This window comes from Natrinema limicola JCM 13563, assembly GCF_000337475.1.
Classification (GTDB): Archaea; Halobacteriota; Halobacteria; order Halobacteriales; family Natrialbaceae; genus Natrinema; species Natrinema limicola.
In genome coordinates this window covers 1-20584 of sequence record NZ_AOIT01000051.1, presented here as the reverse complement: position 1 = coordinate 20584, position 20584 = coordinate 1, and the positions used below count along the sequence as shown (strand labels likewise).

General features: G+C 63.0%; 21 protein-coding genes. 11 read left to right on the top strand and 10 right to left on the bottom strand.

Annotation, left to right across the window (positions count from 1 at the left end; genetic code table 11):
* Positions 1-33: 33 nt before the first annotated feature.
* Positions 34-198, top strand: coding sequence for a DUF6757 family protein (locus tag C476_RS18990; RefSeq protein ID WP_006183007.1), 165 nt, complete (start codon positions 34-36; stop codon positions 196-198).
* On the opposite strand, the gene C476_RS12980 is transcribed toward C476_RS18990, so the two are convergent.
* The gene (locus tag C476_RS12980; protein ID WP_008013714.1) at positions 199-522 is read right to left on the bottom strand and encodes a 4Fe-4S dicluster domain-containing protein; all 324 of its coding nucleotides are present in this window, start codon (positions 520-522) and stop codon (positions 199-201) included. It lies immediately after the preceding gene.
* 138 nt (positions 523-660) lie between these two features.
* On the opposite strand from C476_RS12980, the gene hemB reads away from it, so the two are divergent.
* Positions 661-1668, top strand: a complete 1008-nt coding sequence (hemB, locus tag C476_RS12975) for a porphobilinogen synthase (protein WP_008013712.1) — start codon at positions 661-663, stop codon at positions 1666-1668.
* A gap of 475 nt (positions 1669-2143) precedes the next feature.
* Complete coding sequence (locus tag C476_RS12970) at positions 2144-3850, top strand: ammonium transporter (protein WP_008013709.1); 1707 nt, start codon at positions 2144-2146, stop codon at positions 3848-3850.
* A gap of 122 nt (positions 3851-3972) precedes the next feature.
* Here the strand turns inward: C476_RS12970 and C476_RS17880 are convergent, their stop codons facing one another.
* The 4 genes from C476_RS17880 to C476_RS12955 form a co-directional block, all read right to left on the bottom strand.
* Positions 3973-4089, bottom strand: a complete 117-nt coding sequence (locus C476_RS17880; RefSeq protein WP_083857063.1) for a CcmD family protein — start codon at positions 4087-4089, stop codon at positions 3973-3975.
* 1 nt (position 4090) lies between these two features.
* Positions 4091-4759 carry a cytochrome c biogenesis protein gene (locus C476_RS12965; protein ID WP_083857065.1) on the bottom strand — a complete coding sequence of 223 codons (669 nt, stop codon included), beginning with the start codon at positions 4757-4759 and terminating at the stop codon, positions 4091-4093.
* A gap of 97 nt (positions 4760-4856) precedes the next feature.
* Complete coding sequence (locus C476_RS12960) at positions 4857-5543, bottom strand: cytochrome c biogenesis CcdA family protein (protein ID WP_008013706.1); 687 nt, start codon at positions 5541-5543, stop codon at positions 4857-4859.
* A 78-nt stretch (positions 5544-5621) separates the two neighbouring features.
* On the bottom strand, positions 5622-6791 hold the full coding sequence (locus C476_RS12955) for a c-type cytochrome (RefSeq protein ID WP_008013703.1): 1170 nt from the start codon (positions 6789-6791) through the stop codon (positions 5622-5624).
* Positions 6792-6990: 199 nt separating this feature from the next.
* Between C476_RS12955 and C476_RS12950 the strand changes: the two genes are divergently transcribed.
* From C476_RS12950 to C476_RS12940, 3 genes are read left to right on the top strand one after another with little or no spacing between them, the layout of a single operon-like run.
* Positions 6991-7437: a thioredoxin family protein gene (locus tag C476_RS12950; RefSeq protein WP_008013702.1), complete on the top strand. Its 447-nt coding sequence runs from the start codon at positions 6991-6993 to the stop codon at positions 7435-7437.
* Positions 7434-9857 (top strand): cytochrome c biogenesis protein CcsA, encoded by a 2424-nt coding sequence (gene ccsA / locus C476_RS12945; RefSeq protein WP_049911843.1) that lies wholly within the window; start codon positions 7434-7436, stop codon positions 9855-9857. The genes C476_RS12950 and ccsA overlap by 4 nt, the downstream gene beginning before the upstream one ends.
* A 3-nt stretch (positions 9858-9860) precedes the next feature.
* The gene (locus C476_RS12940; RefSeq protein ID WP_008013697.1) at positions 9861-11030 is read left to right on the top strand and encodes a carboxypeptidase-like regulatory domain-containing protein; all 1170 of its coding nucleotides are present in this window, start codon (positions 9861-9863) and stop codon (positions 11028-11030) included.
* A gap of 404 nt (positions 11031-11434) precedes the next feature.
* Here C476_RS12940 and C476_RS12935 read toward each other — a convergent pair whose 3' ends face one another.
* From C476_RS12935 to C476_RS12925, 3 genes are read right to left on the bottom strand one after another with little or no spacing between them, the layout of a single operon-like run.
* Positions 11435-12124, bottom strand: coding sequence for a heme exporter protein CcmB (locus tag C476_RS12935; RefSeq protein WP_008013695.1), 690 nt, complete (start codon positions 12122-12124; stop codon positions 11435-11437).
* Positions 12121-12825, bottom strand: a complete 705-nt coding sequence (locus C476_RS12930) for an ABC transporter ATP-binding protein (protein ID WP_008013692.1) — start codon at positions 12823-12825, stop codon at positions 12121-12123. Before C476_RS12930 ends, C476_RS12935 begins: the two co-directional genes overlap by 4 nt.
* A 4-nt stretch (positions 12826-12829) precedes the next feature.
* Entirely contained in the window at positions 12830-13234 is a 405-nt protein-coding gene (locus tag C476_RS12925; RefSeq protein WP_008013680.1) for a cytochrome c maturation protein CcmE domain-containing protein, read from the bottom strand.
* 195 nt (positions 13235-13429) lie between these two features.
* On the opposite strand from C476_RS12925, the gene hemL reads away from it, so the two are divergent.
* Complete coding sequence (gene hemL / locus C476_RS12920; protein WP_008013677.1) at positions 13430-14776, top strand: glutamate-1-semialdehyde 2,1-aminomutase; 1347 nt, start codon at positions 13430-13432, stop codon at positions 14774-14776.
* Between the two features lie 12 nt (positions 14777-14788).
* Here hemL and C476_RS12915 read toward each other — a convergent pair whose 3' ends face one another.
* The gene (locus C476_RS12915) at positions 14789-15154 is read right to left on the bottom strand and encodes a group I truncated hemoglobin (RefSeq protein WP_008013676.1); all 366 of its coding nucleotides are present in this window, start codon (positions 15152-15154) and stop codon (positions 14789-14791) included.
* Between the two features lie 235 nt (positions 15155-15389).
* Between C476_RS12915 and hemC the strand changes: the two genes are divergently transcribed.
* From hemC to C476_RS12895, 4 genes are all read left to right on the top strand, one after another.
* Complete coding sequence (hemC, locus tag C476_RS12910) at positions 15390-16511, top strand: hydroxymethylbilane synthase (RefSeq protein WP_008013674.1); 1122 nt, start codon at positions 15390-15392, stop codon at positions 16509-16511.
* 14 nt (positions 16512-16525) lie between these two features.
* A complete protein-coding gene (gene cobA, locus C476_RS12905) occupies positions 16526-17320 on the top strand; it encodes a uroporphyrinogen-III C-methyltransferase (protein ID WP_008013673.1) in 795 nt (264 codons plus the stop codon).
* Positions 17321-17323: 3 nt separating this feature from the next.
* On the top strand, positions 17324-18064 hold the full coding sequence (locus C476_RS12900) for a uroporphyrinogen-III synthase (protein ID WP_008013672.1): 741 nt from the start codon (positions 17324-17326) through the stop codon (positions 18062-18064).
* A 92-nt stretch (positions 18065-18156) separates the two neighbouring features.
* A complete protein-coding gene (locus tag C476_RS12895; protein ID WP_008013671.1) occupies positions 18157-19635 on the top strand; it encodes a single-stranded-DNA-specific exonuclease RecJ in 1479 nt (492 codons plus the stop codon).
* A gap of 15 nt (positions 19636-19650) precedes the next feature.
* Here C476_RS12895 and C476_RS12890 read toward each other — a convergent pair whose 3' ends face one another.
* Positions 19651-20400 (bottom strand): PHP-associated domain-containing protein, encoded by a 750-nt coding sequence (locus tag C476_RS12890; protein WP_008013670.1) that lies wholly within the window; start codon positions 20398-20400, stop codon positions 19651-19653.
* Between the last annotated feature and the right edge of the window lie 184 nt (positions 20401-20584).

Genomic DNA, 20584 nt, shown 5'->3' with positions numbered 1-20584 from the left:
GGGTTCAATGCGTCGTGGCCCGTACGGTCGGGTATGAACTGCCACTACTGTGACCGCGAAGCTGCCTTCGCAGCCGAGTCCGATGGACTGAAAGTCGGTCTCTGCGAGGAACACTTCCGCGAGCGGTTACAGGAGCTCGCTGAAGCTGATGGGCTCGAGAGCCTCAAAGAGAAAGTCGACGTCGACCGCGCCGAATAATTACGCCGTTCGACCGGCGTCGACGTCGATGGCGTCGACCGGACAAACGTCGACACAGAGCATACAATCGATACACTGGGCCTCGTTCGCGGGGTCTGCCTTTTCTTCGCTTTCGGGGTGACCCGGCGTGTCGACCCACTCGAAGACGTCAACTGGACAGTCCTCGACGCAGGCTCCGTCGGCCAGACAGATATCGAAGTCGACCGCAACGTGTGTGCCGTGAATTCCGAGTTCCTCGGGTTCGTCGACAGGGCCCCAGACCGAATGTCCGTTGTGTTCGTCGACCTGTTCCCGGTTCTCGGTGAACTGTGGATCGATAGCCATGACTAACATGGTAGATGTGAGACGCGCACTTAAAATTGCGTACTCACTTTACTTGGAGTCGACCGACACGTAAGCGGGCCAGCAGCCTCGGACGAGTACGAACGCACTGCTTTTGGACGTTCCGTCAGTAACTCCGGTATGGACCTCACACATCGTCCGCGACGACTCCGGCAGGATCGAGTTCGCGACCTCGTCAGCGAGACGAGCCTCGAGCCGACCGACCTGATCGCCCCGGTGTTCGTCGACGCGACGACCGACGAGCGCGTCCCGATCGAGTCGATGCCCGGCCACGAGCGAGTGCCAGTCGACGACGCCGTCGCCCGCGTCGAGGAAGTCCTCGAGACCGGCGTCGAGGCAGTGATGCTCTTCGGGATTCCGGAGTCGAAAGACCCCGAGGGAACCCGCGCCTGGGCCGATGACGGCGTCATCCAGGAGGCACTGCGACAGGTCACGAGTGAGACCGACGCCTACGTTATCACCGACGTCTGTCTCTGCGAATATACCGATCACGGCCACTGCGGGCCACTCGAGGAGGAACTCCGCGGCGACGCGCTCGCGGACGGCCCCGCCTGTGAGCCGACGATGACCGTCGACAACGACGCGACGCTCGCGGCGCTCGAAAAGATCGCTGTCTCTCACGCCCGCGCAGGGGCTGACATGGTCGCGCCGAGCGGGATGATGGACGGGATGGTCGGTGCGATCCGATCGGCGTTAGACGAAGCGGGATTCGAGCACGTCCCCATTATGAGCTACGCGGCCAAGTACGAGAGCGCGTTCTACGGTCCCTTCCGGGACGCAGCCGACGGCGCGCCCTCGTTTGGCAACCGGCGACACTACCAGATGGACCCCGCAAACGCCCGCGAGGCGCTGCGGGAGGTCCGACTCGACGACGAGGAGGGCGCAGATGTCATGATGGTCAAGCCCGCTCTGCCGTATCTCGACATCGTCAGCGCCATTCGCCGAGAGTTCGACCACCCCGTCGCGGCTTACAACGTCTCCGGCGAGTACGCCATGCTGCATGCCGCCGCCGAGAAGGGCTGGCTGGATCTCGAGGCTGTGGCACTCGAATCACTGCTGTCGATCAAACGGGCCGGTGCGGATCTAATTTTGACCTACTTCGCGGAAGACGTCGCGCCACAGCTGTAGTGTGACGAGTGGCGGCGGGACTACTTTTGAATCGATCGGCTGTGAGTACTCGAAACGGCTCGATAGACGAATGTCAAAATCAGATCCGGCCGACAGCACACGGTGGCAAGATCTGCCGCGCGCGAGCGACCGGCTGCCGAAACGCCCCCTGACAACGGTGGGAGACCCGGCTGTTCCACCGCTGACGTGGTGCGTCGACGATCGAGGACGTTGACAAACACGTAGAATATAACCGCAGCGGGAAACAGGCTCCATCACTGCGACCCTTATACACATTATATCTAATTTAGCTTTGCTCATATGGGCCTATTACAGAGCACATTCTGGACAAATAACAACGCTAATCCTTAAATGCTGCAAGAGACACGAGTTGAAACGTGATTTGGAACACGAATGCGGTGCTGATTGCAGGAGAAAAGCACGATCATTTGATCGATAGCGCGTGCGATGTGTGGACTCTCGAGGTGAGCGCCTGATGGACGCGACGCTCTTGCAGGCAGAGACCGAGCTGTTGATGGAGTCGATCAACTACATGTGGATCCTGATCGCCACGTTCCTGATCTTCTTCATGCACGCCGGCTTCGCCATGCTCGAGGCGGGGCAGGTGCGCTCGAAGAACGTGGCGAACCAGCTGACGAAGAACCTGTTGACCTGGAGCGTCGGCGTGACGGTGTTTTTCCTCATCGGCGTCGGCATCGAGGGCGTCGTGGCTGGAAGCGGCTTCACGCCCGGCTTCCAGAACGATCCGGCCGGCTGGATGGACTGGCTCTACGGCGCGGTCTTCGCGATGACCGCCGCGACCATCGTGTCGGGTGCCGTCGCCGGACGGGCAAAGCTCCGTGCGTACGTCACCTACACGTTTCTGCTGGCGGCGGTCATCTACCCCGTCGTCACCGGGCTCACGTGGGCCGGAGGCTACATCGAGGCGATCACTGGCACGCCGTTCGCTGACTTTGCGGGCGGCATGATCGTCCACGGGATGGGCGGCATCGCCGGCCTCACCGCCGCGTGGGTGCTCGGCCCGCGTATGGACCGGTACAACAGCGACGGGTCCGCAAACGTCATTCCCGGTCACTCGCTGACCTTCGCCGTCCTCGGGACCCTAATCCTCGCCTTCGGCTGGTACGGCTTCAACGTCGGCACGTCGGCGATAATCGACATGGAAAACGGCGTCTTCCTCGGCGACCAGCTCGGTCGCGTCGCGATGACGACGACGATCGCGATGGCCTGCGGTGCGATGGGGGCCGGCCTCGTCGCCTGGCTCAAGACCGGCAAAGTCGACACACTGTACGTTGCCAACGGCCTGCTGGCCGGTCTGGTCGGCATCACGGCGATCCCCGACACGGCCGCGTGGTGGGGGGCGTTCGTGGTCGGCGGCCTCGCCGGCGCACAGCTGCCGCTGGTCTTCGAATTCGTCGAACAGTCCCTCAAAATCGACGACGTGTGTGCGGTCTTCCCCGTCCACGGCTCGGCAGGTATCCTCGGTACGCTGCTGTTCCCGTTCGTGGCCGCGCCGGGCGTCGTCGATAGCGTCGCGAGCGCGTTCGTCGCACAGCTCACCGGCGTCGTCCTCATCAGCGCCTGGACGATCGCGACGACGGCCACTATCTGGTACGCGTTCAAGGCGATCGGCCAGGCTCGCGTCTCGGCCGACCACGAACGCGACGGGCTCGACGTCTCCGAACACGGCGTCGACACCTACCCCGAGTTCGGGCAGCCCGACGTTGCGACCGACGGCGGCAGCGCCGACGACATCATCCGTACCGACGGTGGTGAGCGACTCAACGAGTCACAATCCTCGTCGGAACTCCGTTCTGACGGTGGGACGGCAAACGACGGCGAGATCAAAATGGTCACAGCGATCATCCGCCCCGACCGCCTCGGCCAGATCAAAACCGCCCTCGCTGGCGTCGGCGCGCCGTCGCTGACCGTCACCAACGTCTCCGGACGGGGCTCTCAACCCGCCAAGAAGGGGCAGTGGCGCGGCGAGGAGTACACGGTCGACCTCCATCAGAAGGTCAAAATCGAGTGCGTCGTCGCCGACATCCCCGCACAGGAGGTCGTCGACGCCATCCGCGGAGCTGCCGAGACCGGCGAACCCGGCGACGGCAAGATCTTCGTCATGCCAGTCGAGGACGCGATGCAGGTCCGAACCGGCAAGACCGGCCCGGACGCCGTCTAACACGCACTCGCCGCGAACGCGTTCCGCTTTTCGAGTCGACGTTGGACGCCGAGCAGTACCACTCAGCCCGGCAGAACCCCCGAATCATCCGACAGCGTCTCAATCGATTACTGCGTCAGCAATTACTGCAGATCCTGCAGTTGGCGCTCGAGACGGCGTAACTGCCGCTGCATGTAGAACAGATACACGAACAATACCACGAACACGGATCCATATCCAGCGAGGAGAAGAGTATCCATCTTACCGCACCTCTTCTTTCTGAAGGATAATTTTATCTTCGATTTCGTGGACACGGATGCGGATCGCTAGCACGTATATGTAGAGTAACGCCAGCGCGAGAAACGAAATCGCGAGGATCATCGGGTCGATATTCGCACTCACGCTCGAGTTCGCGATCGTCGGCTCGTGAAACGTCGGCGACCAGAGTCGACCAGCCGTGTACGTAATCGGGACCGTGACGAACGCGACGACGCCGTACACAGCGGCGAAGCGCTCATCGCTTCCCCGTTCGGTCGAGGCGTACACGGCGAGGTAACCAGCATAGATCAGCCAGACGATCAGAAACGTGACGAGTCGAATGTCGCTCCACTCCCACCAGGAATTCCACACAACCCGTCCCCACATACTCCCCGTCGCGAGCGTCAATGTCGCGAACAGGAAGCCGATTTCGCCGCCGCTGTGAGCGAGGCGATTCCAGAATCGACCGTCGTACCGGAGATACAACAGGCTCCCGATAAACGTCGTCGACAGCGCAGACGCAGTGAGAAACGCCAGCGGAATGTGCCAGTAGGCGATGAGGTTGATCCCGTGTTCGATGCCGTACATGGTCCGGGAAGCGACGCTGAAGATGAGCGCAAGCGAGGTCAGACCGAACACAAACGCGCCCCATCTTACGACCCGACTCCACATGATCCACCGAAGCAGCCGGATGAGTGATGCGAGCTGTCGCGAAAACGTACGCATACCGCAGTACTTGAAAGCACCTGACTTAGTTTTTTTCCAGTCGTTATCCGACGAGCACTGCCAAGAGCGCCTTATCGAGTTCGAACAACAGGCCAATGCCCGTCAGGACGAGCGCGTACCCGCTCACTCGGCGGACCAGCGCGGGCCGCTCGAGCGAACGGACACGGGTCGTGAGCAACGTACTCGCCCGTTTGCCACCGTAGGCGACGGCCAGCAACGGGCCCGAGAACCCGACGCCGTAGGTAAACAGAAGCGTCGCGCTCCGGGTTACGTCACCGGACGTCCCGACGTATGCGAGGACGCTGCCGAGGACGGGGCCGACACAGGGGAGCCAAATGATGCCGAGAAACAGGCCCAGAACGAAGCCACTGACGAGTGGATGCCGTGTGTTCTCGACGTTCCTCGTCACCCGCGATGCCGGGCCAGTGATTCGTGACGCAGCGGTCGTGTAGGCGTCGTGGAGGTCGTCGTCAGCCATGATCGCGCCAAACGCGATGATCAAGAGCACGAAGGGGACTCTGAGTGTCTCCGGCGTCACGGAACTGAGCAGTGACGTGATGATGCCGAGTGCGGTAAACGAGACGATACTTCCCGTGACGATCGCGACCGGTCGCAGTCGATGGCCGGAACTGCCCGCAAGAAGGGGCGGGATCATGGGGAGACAACAGGGCGTCAGTGCAGTCAGTGTCCCTGCAACGAAAACAGCGACGAGTCCGGCCACATCGAACATGACGCGATATTATAACACGAGCCAAAAGAACGTGCTGGATCCGATACCGACGGATCCGGAACGACTATCGGCGACGGCTTAGCCGTCGATCGATTCGTTGCGAAGCGGCTGATCGTAGTACTCGACATCGTCGGGGATATCGCTCTCGTTGAGCGATTCGGTCCCCGTCGGGATCCCGGCGATCTCGAGTTTCTTGCGCATCGGGTTCATGTCGTAGCCGAGGTCTTCCTGTGTCCGTGGGTAGTAGATACCCTCTTCCGGCGGTCCGGACGTCGGGAAGTCCTGCTCTTTCTCGACGAACTCGGGACGGTCGTGGCCGTTCATGTAGCCGGCGATGTCTTGGGCGTCATCCCAGTCGCTCACCGTATGCGGCGTGCCGTACGGCATCGCCTCGCGGATGAACGAGGCCGAGGTGTACATCCGGCTCATGCCGGCACCGTCGTTGAACGCGCCCGGCCCCCACAGTGCGGGTGCACTCCCCTCGATGCCCTGTCCATCATCACCGTGACAGGACGCACAGTTCTCGAGGTAGAGTTCGGCACCGCGCACGGGGTTGACCTCTTCGACCGGTTTCTTCTCGTCACCTTCGGGCTTGTTCAGGTGTGACCAGTAGGGTTGGCCCTTCACCGGCACGCCTTCGCTCAGCCACTGCATGTACGCCTCCATCGCCTGCATCTCTCGGCTGTCGTAGGCTGGCGTCCCCTCGGTGGAGTTCTGGGAGTTCATACTCCGGTCGAAACAGCCCATCAGACGCTGGCGCGAGTCACGCATTCGGTCTCGCCGAGACGTCCACTCCGGGAGATCCGCGTGGGTGCCCACAAGCGGGATCATGTCGATATCCTGCCCGACCATCCCCTGTGTCATCCCGTAGCGTGGGTCAGTGCCACCGTGGCAGCTGGCACAGGAGAGTTCGTTGCCGACGTGTTCCGGCATCGCCTGGGAGGTGTTTCGCATGAGTTCGCGCCCGTAGAGAACCATCTCGCGCTCCTCTTCGTTCGAGGGGAGCGTCGAGTTGTTCATCTCCTTCGGGGAGAACTGCACCTCGTCACCGGCGGTCTCGTTCCGGTACTCGAAGTTGTTCTTCGACTCGCCTTCGCGGAGATCTTCGTCGAAGACCTCCCGATCGGGCCACTCTTTTGGGAGGTCGGTCGTCTCGTTGGCTTGCCCGCCGGGTGCCGATGGCGCGGCACAGCCGGCGAGGGCGATTAATACGACAACTCCAAGTAACGAGAGGAGCTTGCGGTTCATCGCCCGATGTCACCTCCGGGTATGATCCTCACCTGGTTTCGTCTCTGCATACTGCCAAGTACAGTAACTAATGATTAAACATTTATGGTCGGGAGAAAGTCATTCTATTGCTAGATTCAAGGCGTGACGTAATGGGAGCCGACTGAGACCACAAACTGTAATAATAATGTCAATTTCGCCGAGAAAAGTGTTTACGATCATGGTTTTTGTAGCGGCGATCAGTATCGGGTACTACTCGATGAACGCAGCACCGGTACTGAGCGACGACTCCTATACGTACCATGGTGAGACGGAGTGGAGAACAGATATCGACGAGGCACGGCAGGTCGCAGCCGAAGAAGATAAGCCGATCCTCATCTACTTCTGGACGACCTGGTGTACGTACTGCGAGGACTACAACGCAAACGCGTACTCCGATCCGGCCGTCCTCGAGCAACTCGATGACTTCGTCCTCCTCGCGGTGAATCTCGAGGACAACAGTCAACAGGCTGGGCAGCTCCAGCAGCGGTATGACGCGAATTACCCGCCACAGCATGTCGCCGTCACGCCGGATGGCGAGGTACTGGTCGAAATCAACGGCTACGCCGAGACGGACTCGTTTCTGAGCTATCTCGATGAGGCACTCGAGGGGTGGGAAACCCAATGATGGGCGGAACGCTCTTGATCGGCGCTGCATTGCTGTCCGGTCTGACGGCGACAGTCCTTCTCATCACGAACTATCTCCGACGTGAGAAGCGGTATCTCAACGCCGTCACACCGCTGATCGGCGTGACTGCCGGACTGCTCAGTCTGGCGCTTGCCTATTTGACCTATCAGTTCGTCACCACCGATTACGCGAACGCTTACGTGTGGAACAACACGGCCAACTACATTTCGATCTTCTACCGGATCACGGGCGTGTACGCGGCGAATCAGGGCTCGATCCTCCTCTGGGCGGCGCTGACGGCCATCGTCGCGTTCTGGGCGGTCGTCGTTCGTGGCCTCGAGCACCGCGAGACGAGGCTCGTCCAGGGGATCACGATGGGGGTCGTGACCTACTTCGCGGCGATGCTAGTGCTCGACAGTCCGTTCAAGCCGATTTCGGCGGAGTTCCCGGAGATGGACCCGGGATTCGTCCCGATCGACGGGACGGGGCTCAATCCGCTGCTCATCGATCCCTATATGGCGATCCATCCGCCGATTATGTTCGTCGCGTACGCGCTGTTGACGATGCCGTTTGCCATCGCCGTCGCGCACTTCATCTCGACGGTTCGCGGCGAGGGTGGCCTCTTTGATGAGTGGATCGGCAGCGTCACACGCTGGCTACGCATCGCGTGGCTGTTTTTGACCGCGGCGATCGTGCTCGGCTCCCTGTGGTCGTATCGGGTGCTGGGCTGGGGCGGTATCTGGGCGTGGGACCCCGTCGAAGTCGCCGTGTTGATCCCGTGGCTGTTCCTCACGGCGACGCTGCACGCGGTGATGAACTATCGCTCCCGGTCGACCTACGCGACGCTTGCCCCCGCAATGACCGGGGCGACGCTCGCACTCATCGTCTACGCCACGGCGATCGTCCGCAGCGGCGTGTTCCGGAGCGTCCACTCCTTCGCCGACGGCGGCATCGGCGCTGCACTGCTGGTGTTGCTGACGATTACGTCGATCCTCGGCATCGGACTGCCGCTTGGATATTGGCTGCTCCGTGAGCCGGAGTCAGCGTCGGAGACATCGAGTCCCTCACGGCGCTGGATCACGCACGTGAACCTGAAACACCTCGCGGTCCTGAGCATCGGCCTGCTCGGCTTCATCTCCGTCTGGGGGCTGACGTTTCCCGTGCTCAACACCTATGCGACCGGCGTCGAAGTCGCGGTCGGCGGCCAGTACTACAACCTCTGGAGCTATCCGATCGTTCTCGGCGTGTTGCTCGTCCTCGGGTTCTACATGGACTACGACGTCGAGGGCCGTCGGCGCGCGCTGCTCTCGCTTGGGATCTTCTCGCTGTTGACCGTCCTCGCGGCACTGGTCGCACCCAGCGAGACGTGGACGCTGTCGAACGTCGATAGCAGCGACGCGCTGTTGTATCGACTCGTCGGGAACGCGAGCGCGCTCTCGATCCTCCCACCGGCAGCGTACGTCTGCCTGACGGTCATCAAGCGAACGCTCGAGTTCGTCCCCGGCAACCCGAACCGGAACTTCCAGCTCAAGCAGGTGGGGATTACGATGATCCACATCGCCTTCGCGCTGCTCGTGGTGACGGTGACCTTCTCCTATCTCTTTACGGCCCAGTCGTCGCTGGTCGTCGCCGACGCCGACCGCGAAGCGACGATCGAGGGATCGGCCGTCCACGAGGTCCCCGAATCCAACTATGCAGTTCAAGTAGCCGACTACCGCTCGTATCAGCGACCCGAAGAGCCGAACGTCGAAAACATGGCGCTCTCGAGCGAGCAGATCGCCTCTCGCGGCCAGGAGATACACGAGACGAGACAGCCGGTCTACGGCACGGCAACGCAGATAAACGCCGGGCCGGACGCGACCGTCATCCAGCTCGATAATTCGGGCGTCTGGCTCGGCGTGATGAACGCGAGTCAGACCGAACTCGGGATCTCGGAGGGCGATCAGGTCGTCGGTGTCGGAACGGTCATGTGGGATTTCCTACCGGAACTGCCACAATCCGACGGCGTCGTCGTCACCGAGGCGGCAAACGTCGGTCCAGTCTCGAACCCACCGGCCGCGCTCGACCAGACGCGCGTCGAGGGAACTGCCGTCGGACTGACCGTGTATCAAAACGGCGAACAGATCGCCCGCGGCAACGCCGGGCAGGAACAGTACCTTCAGCAGGGCGGGATGGAAGTCCGCGATGTCCTCGTCGACCGCGGCCTGACCCACGATACGTACGTCATCGCAGCGGTCGACGACGGGACCGTATCGCTGACGGTCAAGCAGATCCCGCTGATGACCGTGATGCGGTTCAGCGTCGCCGCGTTACTGGTGGGCATGCTCTTCGTGATCGTATTCGACCCCGCACACGGACTCGCCCGCCTCTGGCCACGGGTCACACGCCAGCAGAACGTCACCGAAACGACATCAGACTAACCTATGAAAAAGACAGTCCTCGGCTTCGTCGTCCTCGTATCGCTGTTAATCGTCCCCGCGACCGCCACTGCCGCGTCGGTTTCCGGAACCGTCACCGTCGACGGCGGCTCCGCCGACGGTGAGACGGTCACGATCGCGCCGCTTGACCCAAGCAACGAACTCGTCGGCAACGAGACCGAAACGACGGTCGAAAACGGCTCGTTCAGCTACGAAACCGTCGAGGGTGCCATCACCTACTTCGTCGAACTCGAGCACGAGGGCACGACACACTACGCCCTCGTCGACGACGGTGAACAACCCGACTTTGTCCTGAACGACACGATCTCTGGCGAGCTCGTCGACGAGAACGGCACGCCGATTTCGAACGCCACCATTACCGTCACGAGCCAACACGGCCCCGAGGTGACACAGACGAACACGACTGACGGCTCGTTCACGATCGGCCCGGTCCAGCCCGATCGCGTCTACACCCTCGACATCGAGGCAAACGGGGCCACCTACGAGCGAGCAGTCTCGACCGGCGACGATGCGGCGAACACGACCTTCGAGTTGTCGACGCCCACGACGGATCGAGACGCACTGACGCTCAGTGGCGGCCAACCGGTGAACCACCTCCTGAACGTTGGGCCGACGCAAAACGGCACCGGGCTGTTCGTCGTCGAAACAGTCTCCGTCGAAAACGGTGCCGATCGGCCGTTCGCCGGTGACGTCTCCGTTGCAGTGCCGTCGGACGCGGAAGTCGTCACGGGAATGGTCGGCGACGAACGCACGTCGGTCAGCCAGACGAACGGCACGGCAACCGTCGAGACGATGATCGGTCCACAGGAGACGACCACCGTCAACGTGTACTATCGCCTCGAGGACCGAGCGTTCGAGAAACCGGTCGGCTACGACGTCGAGCAACTCGCGATCAGGTTCGCCGACTACGATATGAGTCAGGTCGAGGTCTCCGACAACCTCGTCGAAGCCGATGCGCCGATGCCGATGGTGACGAGTACGGGGCCGCTCGAGGCGGACGACCAAATCTCGGTGAGCATCACCGAGTCCAATCAATCGGTCGCCAGCGACCAGACCGACGGCAGTTCAGGGGCCAGCGAGTTCCCGCTCGGCCTGGTGAGCGCCGGCTTCGTCGCCGTCATCGCGATCGGGCTGGCCGCGTATCGGTACGTGTAGGCAAATCTCCTATCGACGAGCTATTACAGCGGTTGATTTCGTTCTAATTTCGCTAAACCAGCCAGTATGTAGATGTGCCAACCTTTTGCTCTGCGCTCCCTCGCTACCGCTCGGTCGCTCGGCAAAACGTTGATGAAAAGCACTCCTCCCTCCCCTACGGGTCGGTCGTCGGCCCNTTTTGCTCTGCGCTCCCTCGCTACCGCTCGGTCGCTCGGCAAAACGTTGATGAAAAGCACTCCTCCCTCCCCTACGGGTCGGTCGTCGGCCCGCTCGCTCACTCCGTTCGCTCGCGGTCACAGCGGTAACACCTCCGCCTGTGCTTGTCATTTTCTGGATTACGACTCAAGTAATCAGTTGGAAGGTTAATCACCACTAACTGATCTGGTGAAACGGATCGAAGCACCCTATCGTTCGACGACGTACTCAAACAGCGCGATCCCGATCAGGAACAACACGCCGTCGTAGGCCAGCAGGAGGCGGAACCAGCGCCACAGCGGCAGTCCCTCCGAGATCGCGCGCGTGAGTTCGACACCGGCGAGCAACACCGGAATCACGAGCGGCACGAGCAACAGCGGCAATAGGAGATCGCTGAGCCGGGCTCGAGCCGTAATCGTCGCGATGAGCACGCCAGTCGCGGCAAAGCCAAACGCCGCGAGGGCGATGACGAGCAACAACAGCGGGGTCGTACTCGGCAGGACGGTGAAGTCGAGGAAGACGATGATACACCCAAGCGTGATGACGGCGACGGCCGCCGTGAACGCGGTGTTGCTCACGACCTTGCCGACGTAGATCGCCGAGCGATCGACGGGAACGAGCAACAGACTGTCGAGGCCGGCGTCGGCCTCTTCGACGGCGACGCTCTGGCTTACGCTGAACGTCCCGGCGAAGACGAACGCAACCCAGAGCGCGCCGCTCGCGACGACGTCGATGTTCGCGAACGTACGGGCGAAACTGAACGCGAAGATGATGACGACCAGCAGTGCGAAGACGGCCGCGGTGTTGAGCACTTGCTTGGAACGCAACTCGATGCGGAGGTCCTTGCGGGCGACCTCGAAGACGGTCCGCCAGTAGCTGACGGGAGTACTGTCGGTCATTGCAGCTCCGAGCGGCCGACCGCCTCGAGATACGCGGTCTCGAACGAGTGGCGGTCGCGGTCGGTCAGCGAGACGGTTCGTTCCAGCGTCCCGTCGACGAGCACGAGCGCGCGGTCACAGTCGTCGACGGCCCGCTCGAGGTCGTGAGTCGCGATGACGACGGTTCGATCGTCGAACCGCGTCAGGATCCGCTGGAGGTCCATCGCCGACCGCTGGTCGAGGCCGGCGTACGGTTCGTCGAGCAACAGGACCGTCGGATCGTGCAGTACTGCCCGTGCGATCGAGAGGCGCTTGGTCATGCCATGCGAGAAATCCGCGACGCGGGTCGAGGCGTGTGTTCGGAGGTTCACGTCCTCGAGGACCCGTTCGACGCGCGCTGTATCGACGGTTCGCAATCGGGCGTGCAGTCGCAGGTTCTCGCGGGCGGTAAGCGTCCCGTAGACCATCGGCCGATGGCTGACGACGCCGAGTTTCGCTCGAACGGCGGTCGCGTCCGGCGTCACGTCGTCGCCGTCGATCCGGATACGGCCATCATCGGGGGAGGCAAGTGTCGACAGCAGTTGCATCAGGGAGGTTTTCCCCGCGCCGTTGGGGCCGAACAACCCGACGTGCTCACCGGAGTCGACGGTAAAAGAAACGTCACGAAGTGCGGTCGTCGAGCCGAGCCGTCTCGTCACGCCATCGACGCTGATCGTCCCCATGTCGTTATTCCCGTTCGGCCGGTGGCATTTCAGTACTGTTGGTACTGTTCCCGCCGCCGCTGCCTTCGTGGGCCCGGACGGAGAGTTCGGACGCGTCGAGCGAACCGTCGTCGACGGTGCCTTTCGCGACGACGATCCGGCCCTCGGCCATCGTCTCGGGCATCGATCCGTCGTAGACAACGTCGACGGACGTGTTGTTGTCCGTGACATCGAACCGGATGTCGGTGCCGTCTTGTTCGAGGTTGGCGACTTTGCCCTCGAGGTTGACCCACTCGCCATCGTAGTTGCCGTTCTCGAGCGAGGTCGGCGTGACGAACGCCGCGGAGGCGTTCATCACCGTCGTTCCGAGGACACCGAAGAGTAACACGACGCCGACGCCGGCGAAAAGTAACTTACTCCTTCGTTTCACGATCGAATATGTCCGATCGGACTATTTCAATCTTGGCGTGTATCATTGATTTCTGTTACAGTTTCAGAAAACGATCAGTCCCCCAAGGGCCGATTCGGTCTCCGGCCCAGCCCGACAGGAGCAGACACGGGAGCCGACGACGTGTCGCGACCCGACCTCGGTACTCCTTTCCCGTCCGAATCCGAAGGGTCGCGCATGACCGAGGACAACTCTCGAGCGCTGTACGACCGGGCACTGTCGGTGCTGCCCGGCGGCGTCAACTCCGCCGTTCGCGCGGCGATCGAACCCTACCCGTTCTTCGTTCAGAAAGGCGACGGTGGCCACGTCATTGACGCCGACGGCAACCGCTATATCGACTGGGTGATGGGACTCGGCCCGCTACTGTTAGGCCACGATCTGCCCGAGCCCGTGCGGGCGGGCATCCAACAGAAAGCCAGCGAGGGACCGATGTACGGGACCCCGACGGAGATCGAAGTCGACCTCGCGGAGTTCGTCGTCCGTCACGTTCCAAGCGTCGAGAAGCTCCGCTTCGTCAACTCCGGAACCGAGGCGACGACTTCCGCCGTGCGTCTCGCGCGGGGGTACACCGGTCGGAACAAGATCGTCGTCATGCAGGGCGGCTACCACGGCGCACAGGAGTCGACGCTGGTCGAAGGCGACGCCGACGACCCGAAACCCTCCTCTGCCGGCGTTCCGCAGTCGTTTGCCGACCACACGCTCCCGGTGCCGTTCAACGACGAGGACGCCGTCCGCGAGGTCTTCGAAAAACACGGCGACGACATCGCAGCCGTGATGACCGAGCCCATTCTGGGCAACTACGGTATCGTCTACCCCGAAGACGGCTATCACGAGTTCCTCCGCGAGATCACCGCAGAACACGGCTCGCTGCTGATCTTCGACGAAGTCATCACCGGCTTCCGCGTCGGTGGCCTCGGCTGTGCCCAAAGCGAGTTCGGGATTACGCCCGACCTCACGACGTTCGGGAAGATTATCGGCGGCGGCTTCCCCGTCGGCGCGATCGGCGGCCGCGCCGAGATCATCGAGGGCTTCGCACCGACAGGTGACGTCTTCCAGGCTGGCACCTTCTCGGGCCACCCCGTCACGATGGCCGCCGGCCTCGAGACACTGCGCTTCGCCGCCGAAAACGACGTCTACGACCACGTCAACGGACTCGGCGAGCGACTGCGCAGCGGCCTGACCGACATCGTCGCCGATCAGGCACCCAGCTACACTGTCACCGGGACCGATAGCATGTTCAAAGTGATCTTTACCCGTGACGGGCCGGGACCAGAGGCGCTTGAGGAACAGTGCACCGCCGGCTGCCGGCAGAACCCGACCTGCCCGCGGTATGACTACTGTCCGAAAAATGCCGGCGACGTGAAAAACGCCGAGACCGAGCGCTGGCGGCGCATCTTCTGGGGTCAGATGAAAGACCAGAACGTCTTCCTCTCACAGAACCAGTTCGAGTGTCAGTTCGTCAGCTACGGCCACACCGAGGAAGACGTCGAGCGGACGCTCGAGGCCTACAAGGACGCGCTGTAGTCGCCCGAGGAATCAGTCAGCCGCAGTCACGATATCGTCCTGATAGCCCGCAACTGCCTCGAGGACGGCCTGCCGATCGTCCTCGTCGACATCGAATTCGGCGAGTGCGTCCCCAAGATGGGTCGCGATCGCCTCGAACTCCGAGGGGGTGATACCGAGATTCTCGTGGGCGGTCTTCATATCGTCGCCGGTGTACTCGACCGGCCCGCCGGCAACCGAACTGATGAACTGGGTCTGATGGGCGCGCTGGCGGTGCATATCGACGTCCTCGAAGTAGTACGCGACCTGTTCGTCCGCAACGACGCGGTCGTAGAATTCGTCGACGACGGCTGCAATCGCGTCTTCGCCACCGAGTCGTTCGTAGAGCGTATCGCTCATCGGACGTATCCAATCACCAGATCATGATAAAAGAATGGACGAATATATTCGCAAAACCCGTGATACGGAAGAGACCGATCCGTGTGACCGCGATCGCATCTCGTCTGTGATCGGTGTCCGGCGCAGACGGACTCCTGTCAGTCAGTGCCCGACCGTGTAAGACGCCACACGGGTCGATGGCGCACCTCGTCGGACAAGCGTGCGCTTTTCATACCCGAGGCCCCCACTGACGCCTATGAGAACGCGCGGGACGCTACGACTGGCGACGCGAGGGTCCACGCTCGCCCGGCGACAGGCCTCGCTGGTAAAGGAGGCACTGGAGGACCGCCGGTACGAGGTGGAGCTCGTCACCGTCGAGACGACGGGAGACCAGATCACAGACGAGTTGATCCACCGCCTCGGGAAGACGGGCGCGTTCGTCCGCGAACTGGACGAGCGCGTCCTCGAGGGCGACCTCGACGGGGCGATTCACTCGATGAAGGACATGCCGACCGAACAGCCAGAAGAACTCGTGACCGCCGCGGTCCCCGAGCGTGGACGACCGGGGGACATCCTCGTGACGCCCGATGGGTCGACGCTCGAGGAGTTGCCAGACGGCGCGACTGTTGGCACCTCGAGTCTCCGCCGGCGCGCCGAGTTGCTATCCGAGCGGCCGGATCTCAACGTCGAGCCGCTGCGCGGGAACATCGATACGCGCCTCGAGAAGTTGCTCGCGCCAGCGCTACAGGAAGAACACCAGCAGCGCTCGGAAGCGGACAAAGAACGCAAGGGCAACACCGGCAACGAGGACTTCGAGGCCGAGTACGACCGCACCGTCGATGAGTGGTTCGACGACCTCTCGGAACTCGAGCGCCAGGCGCTGGGTCGCGAGGTCGGGACCGAGTACGACGCGATCGTCCTCGCACACGCCGGCCTCGAGCGGAGCCGACTCGACCACTACGTCGACTATCAGGAACTGCCACGATCGACGTTCGTTCCCGCGCCGGGACAGGGCGCGCTCGCGGTGACCGCCCGGGACGGCGAAACCGCCCGCGAAATGCAGCAGCTTATCGACCATCCGCGGAGCCGTGTTGAGACGACCGTCGAGCGGACGATTCTGGCCGAACTCGGCGGCGGCTGTATCGCGCCGGTCGGGATCTACGCGGTCGTTCAGGGCGAGTACGTCCACACGACCGTCAGCGTCTTCGACGGCGACGGCGAGGAGTCGGTGACCGGTAGCCGAGATCTGCCGATCGAGAGCCACGCCGAGGCTGCCCGTGAGTTCGCACAAGACCTTGCGGATCGCGGTGCCGCCGAGCTGATCGATGCAGCTCGCGAGGACGACGTCTCCGAAGAAGATACACCCGCGGGGAAATAGCGAGGACATATCGAATGGCAGACTCCGACATCGACGCGGAACCAGGTACCGTCTACCTCGTCGGCAGCGGCCCCGGCGACCCCGAGTTGTTGACCGTCAAGGCGAAACGGCTGCTCGAGACCGCCGACGTGGTCCTCCACGACAAGCTCCCCGGCCCGAAGATCATCGACCAGCTCCCCGAAGCGCGCCGCGAGGACGTCGGCAAGCGCGCCGGCGGCGAGCGCACGCCCCAATCGGAGATCAACGAGCGGCTGGTCGAACTCGCCAGCGAGGGCAAGTCCGTCGTCCGGCTCAAGGGCGGCGATTCGTTCGTCTTCGGCCGCGGCGGCGAGGAAGCGGAGTATCTGGCGGCCCACGAAATCCCGTTCGAGGTCGTCCCTGCAGTCACCTCGGCGATCGCCGCGCCCGCCGTTGCCGGTATCCCGGTCACCCATCGGGATCACGCCTCGTCGGTGTCGTTCGTCACGGGCCACGAGGACCCGACCAAGGAGGAATCCGCTGTCGACTGGGAAGCCTTGGCCGCTACCGGCGGCACCATCGTCGTCCTGATGGGCGTCGGCCGTCTTCCCGACTACACGAGCGCACTGCGCGAGGCCGGAATGGCTCCCGAAACACCGGTCGCACTCATCGAACGGGGAACCTGGCCCGGCCAGCAGGTCGCGACGGGGACCCTCGAGACCATCGTCGACGTGCGCGACGAGGAAGGCATTTCACCGCCCGCAGTGACGGTGATCGGCGACGTCGCGGGCACGCGCGAGTCGATCGTCGACTTCCTGCAAACCGACTACGGTGCGGCCGGAGGTGAGTGACCAATGAGCGAGACACCCACCGTGGCCGTCTTCCGGCCCGACGACGACCGGCTCGAGCAGGCCGTCGCGTTCCTCGAGGACCGCAGCGTCGAGCCGATCCCCGATCCAATGTTGGCCGTCGAGGCGACCGACGCCGTCCCGCGAACGGACGCTGACTACGTCATCTTCACGAGCAAGACCGGCGCGGAACTCATCTCAGAGGCAGGCTGGGAACCGAGCGATGAAATCGTGTGTGCGATCGGCCCCGCGACGGCCGACGCACTGCGCGACGAAGGCTTCGCGGTCGACCACGTCCCCGAGGAATACACCTCGAGTGGTCTCGTTGCATCTCTTGCAGACGATGTCGACGGCGCGCGCATCGAAGTCGCTCGTAGCGATCACGGTAGTCCGGTGTTGCTCGAGGGACTCGAGGAAGCCGGCGCGTACGTCCACGAGACGATTCTCTACCGCCTGGTTCGCCCCACGGACAGCGGCGAATCGGCCGCGCTGGCTGCCGAGGGCGGGCTCGACGCTGCCTGCTTTACCTCGTCGCTGACCGTCGAGCACTTCCTCGAGGCCGCAACTGAACGTGGAATCCGCGAGGCCGCGATTGCAGGCCTCGAGGACGCTGTCGTCGGCGTCATCGGCGAGCCGACCCGCGAGACGGCTGCGGATCACGGCATCGACGTCGATCTCGTCGCAAGCGAGGCTACGTTCGAACGGTTGGCCACGGAAACCGTCGACGCAGCGACCGACAACGACTGATCGAACCCACCGCCGTGAGTCGACTCCGCGAACGGGACGCGGTGAGCCAGTGATCCGCGGGTTTATGAGCGAAGCCGACTCACATTTCCCCGATGGCAGGGCCGGTTCCCGAACTCGAGGATCGCGCGCGAGAATGCGCCGAACGGCTGTGTGCGGCCGATCGCGTGTTGCTCGCCTCGCATATCGACGCCGACGGACTCACGAGCGCTGCGATCGCCGCCCAGGCGCTCGAGCGGGCGGCGATCCCCTTCGAGACGGTCTTCGAGAAGCAACTCGACGAGGACGCGATCGCCGCGATCGCGGCGACCGACTACGACACCGTCCTGTTTACCGACTTCGGGAGCGGCCAGCTCGACGTGATCGGCAAGTACGAGGACGCCGGCGATTTCACGCCGATCATCGCAGACCACCACCAACCAGCCGACCGGGACACCGAGTACCACCTCAATCCGCTGCTGGTCGGCATCAACGGAGCCTCGGAACTGTCGGGGGCCGGTGCGAGTTACGTCCTCGCGCGGGCGCTCGCTGACGTCTCCGACAGTTCACCAGCCGCCGCAACTGATGGCGGAGCTGTCGCCGACCCAGCAGGGACGACGGCCCGCGCCGACAACCGCGACCTGGCCGCCCTTGCGGTCGTCGGCGCGGTCGGCGACATGCAGGCCGCCGGCGGCGAACTCCACGGGGCAAACGAGGCGATCGTTGCGGAGGGCGTCGAGGCCGGCGTCCTCGAGACGGGCAAAGACCTCGCCCTCTATGGGAAACAGACCCGCCCGCTTCCCAAACTCCTCGAGTACGCTACCGACGTTCACATTCCGGGCGTCTCGAACGACACAAACGGCGCGTTGCGCTTTCTCGACGGGCTCGATCTCGAGTTGAAACGCGACGGCGAGTGGCGACGATGGGCTGACCTCTCAGGTGAGGAGAAACAGACCGTCGCCAGCGCGCTCGTCCGGAAAGCCGTCTCGAGCGGCGTCCCCGCGGCGAAGATCGACGAACTCGTCGGCACGGCCTACGTCTTGAGCGAGGAACCGGTCGGCACCGAACTCCGAGACGCAAGCGAGTTCTCGACGCTGCTCAACGCGACCGCCCGCTACGAGCGCGCTGACGTGGGGCTTGGGGTCTGTCTGGGGAACCGTGACGGCGCACTCGAGCGCGCCCGGCAACTCCTGGCCGACCACCGACGAAACCTTTCGAACGGGATCGACCTCGTCACCCGCGAGGGGACGACCGAAGAAGCCCACGTCCAGTGGTTCGACGCGGGCGATGAGATCCGCGAGACGATCGTCGGGATCGTCGCCGGGATGGCGATGGGCAACCAGGGGATCAGCCGCTCGAAGCCGATCATCGCCTTCGCGGCGAAAAACGACGACGAACTGAAAGTCTCCGCACGCGGCACCCACTCGCTCGTCCGGCAGGGACTCGATCTCTCGGTCGTGATGGGCGAGGCCTCGAGAGCGGTCGGCGGCGATGGCGGCGGACACGACGTCGCGGCGGGGGCAACGATCCCCAGTGAGCAAAAAGGGGGGTTCGTCAAACACGCTGACGAACTCGTGGGCGAGCAACTGTCCTGATCTGGGCGATCTAGGTTATCGGTCCATCGACGCCGGTACTGTCGGCAGTAACGGCGCGCGCGAAGTAAACACGTATGCCGACTTACGCACCGCGCCCTTCCCGTACTGGACAGCACTTTTGCGAATCGGCGTCCGCTTGCCGTGGATCTGCGTTCGGCCCTCGAGAATCGCCGCGATGAGATCGTCGCCGTCGATGTCGGCTTTCGTCGGGGTCGCCGTGTCGGGCGTGACGAGGACTTCGGTGTAGGATTTGCCCACGTTGGGGAGGTAGTGGGCGTCGCTGGCTCCGATCTGGGGATAGTCCCGTCGACTCGCAAAGAGGCGCGCGCGCCGGTTTCGGTATCCCGTAAAGACCATCGAGTTGTAGGTCTCGATCGCGTCGGCATCAGCAATATGGCGTTTCCGAACGCCGTGGCGGCTGCGCTGGAATGGATGGGGGACGATCGCGACGCCACCCAGTTCGCGAACAGTCTGGACGGTGTCCATAAACGCCTGACCGGGCTCCGGTCGGTTCTCGACGCCGATCGCCAACAGGTGGCCGTGTTTGGTCGAGACTTCGACGCCGGGAATCCCGATCAGCCCGTACTCGGGCGCGAGAGAAGCAGCTCGCACCGACTCGTCGATCTCGTCGTGGTCAGTGATGACCACCCCGTCGAGACCGATGTCAGCGGCGTGCTCGAGGATGAGTTCGACCGGCTCGTGGCCGTCGTAGGAGTCCTCGGAATGGACGTGAAAGTCAATCGCGAACGGGATCTGCGTAGTCATGGGGGCCAACTGTCGGTGAACGACGGACGTCGCTACCGCCAATAACTTGTTATCCGATATAAACACTGCGCTGCCACCGACATCCGGTGGGCAGGCGCTGTAGCTACGAATGACAGAACCCGTGCACGGAATCTCAACATCGATTAACTGACCGGTGGGGGACGATTCGTCCCCCACTGTGACA

What these genes read in the sequence shown, in the direction of transcription:
- hemL (WP_008013677.1), top strand. Translation starts at nt 13,430, where the DNA reads ATGACCGAGGACAACTCTCGAGCGCTGTACGACCGGGCACTGTCGGTG.
- C476_RS12915 (WP_008013676.1), bottom strand. Translation starts at nt 15,154, where the DNA reads ATGAGCGATACGCTCTACGAACGACTCGGTGGCGAAGACGCGATTGCA.
- C476_RS12980 (WP_008013714.1), bottom strand. Translation starts at nt 522, where the DNA reads ATGGCTATCGATCCACAGTTCACCGAGAACCGGGAACAGGTCGACGAA.
- C476_RS12895 (WP_008013671.1), top strand. Translation starts at nt 18,157, where the DNA reads ATGGCAGGGCCGGTTCCCGAACTCGAGGATCGCGCGCGAGAATGCGCC.
- C476_RS12900 (WP_008013672.1), top strand. Translation starts at nt 17,324, where the DNA reads ATGAGCGAGACACCCACCGTGGCCGTCTTCCGGCCCGACGACGACCGG.
- C476_RS12955 (WP_008013703.1), bottom strand. Translation starts at nt 6,791, where the DNA reads ATGAACCGCAAGCTCCTCTCGTTACTTGGAGTTGTCGTATTAATCGCC.
- hemB (WP_008013712.1), top strand. Translation starts at nt 661, where the DNA reads ATGGACCTCACACATCGTCCGCGACGACTCCGGCAGGATCGAGTTCGC.
- C476_RS12935 (WP_008013695.1), bottom strand. Translation starts at nt 12,124, where the DNA reads ATGACCGACAGTACTCCCGTCAGCTACTGGCGGACCGTCTTCGAGGTC.
- C476_RS12960 (WP_008013706.1), bottom strand. Translation starts at nt 5,543, where the DNA reads ATGTTCGATGTGGCCGGACTCGTCGCTGTTTTCGTTGCAGGGACACTG.
- C476_RS12965 (WP_083857065.1), bottom strand. Translation starts at nt 4,759, where the DNA reads ATGTGGAGTCGGGTCGTAAGATGGGGCGCGTTTGTGTTCGGTCTGACC.
- C476_RS12970 (WP_008013709.1), top strand. Translation starts at nt 2,144, where the DNA reads ATGGACGCGACGCTCTTGCAGGCAGAGACCGAGCTGTTGATGGAGTCG.
- C476_RS12950 (WP_008013702.1), top strand. Translation starts at nt 6,991, where the DNA reads ATGGTTTTTGTAGCGGCGATCAGTATCGGGTACTACTCGATGAACGCA.
- C476_RS17880 (WP_083857063.1), bottom strand. Translation starts at nt 4,089, where the DNA reads ATGGATACTCTTCTCCTCGCTGGATATGGATCCGTGTTCGTGGTATTG.
- hemC (WP_008013674.1), top strand. Translation starts at nt 15,390, where the DNA reads ATGAGAACGCGCGGGACGCTACGACTGGCGACGCGAGGGTCCACGCTC.
- C476_RS12940 (WP_008013697.1), top strand. Translation starts at nt 9,861, where the DNA reads ATGAAAAAGACAGTCCTCGGCTTCGTCGTCCTCGTATCGCTGTTAATC.
- C476_RS12890 (WP_008013670.1), bottom strand. Translation starts at nt 20,400, where the DNA reads ATGACTACGCAGATCCCGTTCGCGATTGACTTTCACGTCCATTCCGAG.
- cobA (WP_008013673.1), top strand. Translation starts at nt 16,526, where the DNA reads ATGGCAGACTCCGACATCGACGCGGAACCAGGTACCGTCTACCTCGTC.
- ccsA (WP_049911843.1), top strand. Translation starts at nt 7,434, where the DNA reads ATGATGGGCGGAACGCTCTTGATCGGCGCTGCATTGCTGTCCGGTCTG.
- C476_RS18990 (WP_006183007.1), top strand. Translation starts at nt 34, where the DNA reads ATGAACTGCCACTACTGTGACCGCGAAGCTGCCTTCGCAGCCGAGTCC.
- C476_RS12930 (WP_008013692.1), bottom strand. Translation starts at nt 12,825, where the DNA reads ATGGGGACGATCAGCGTCGATGGCGTGACGAGACGGCTCGGCTCGACG.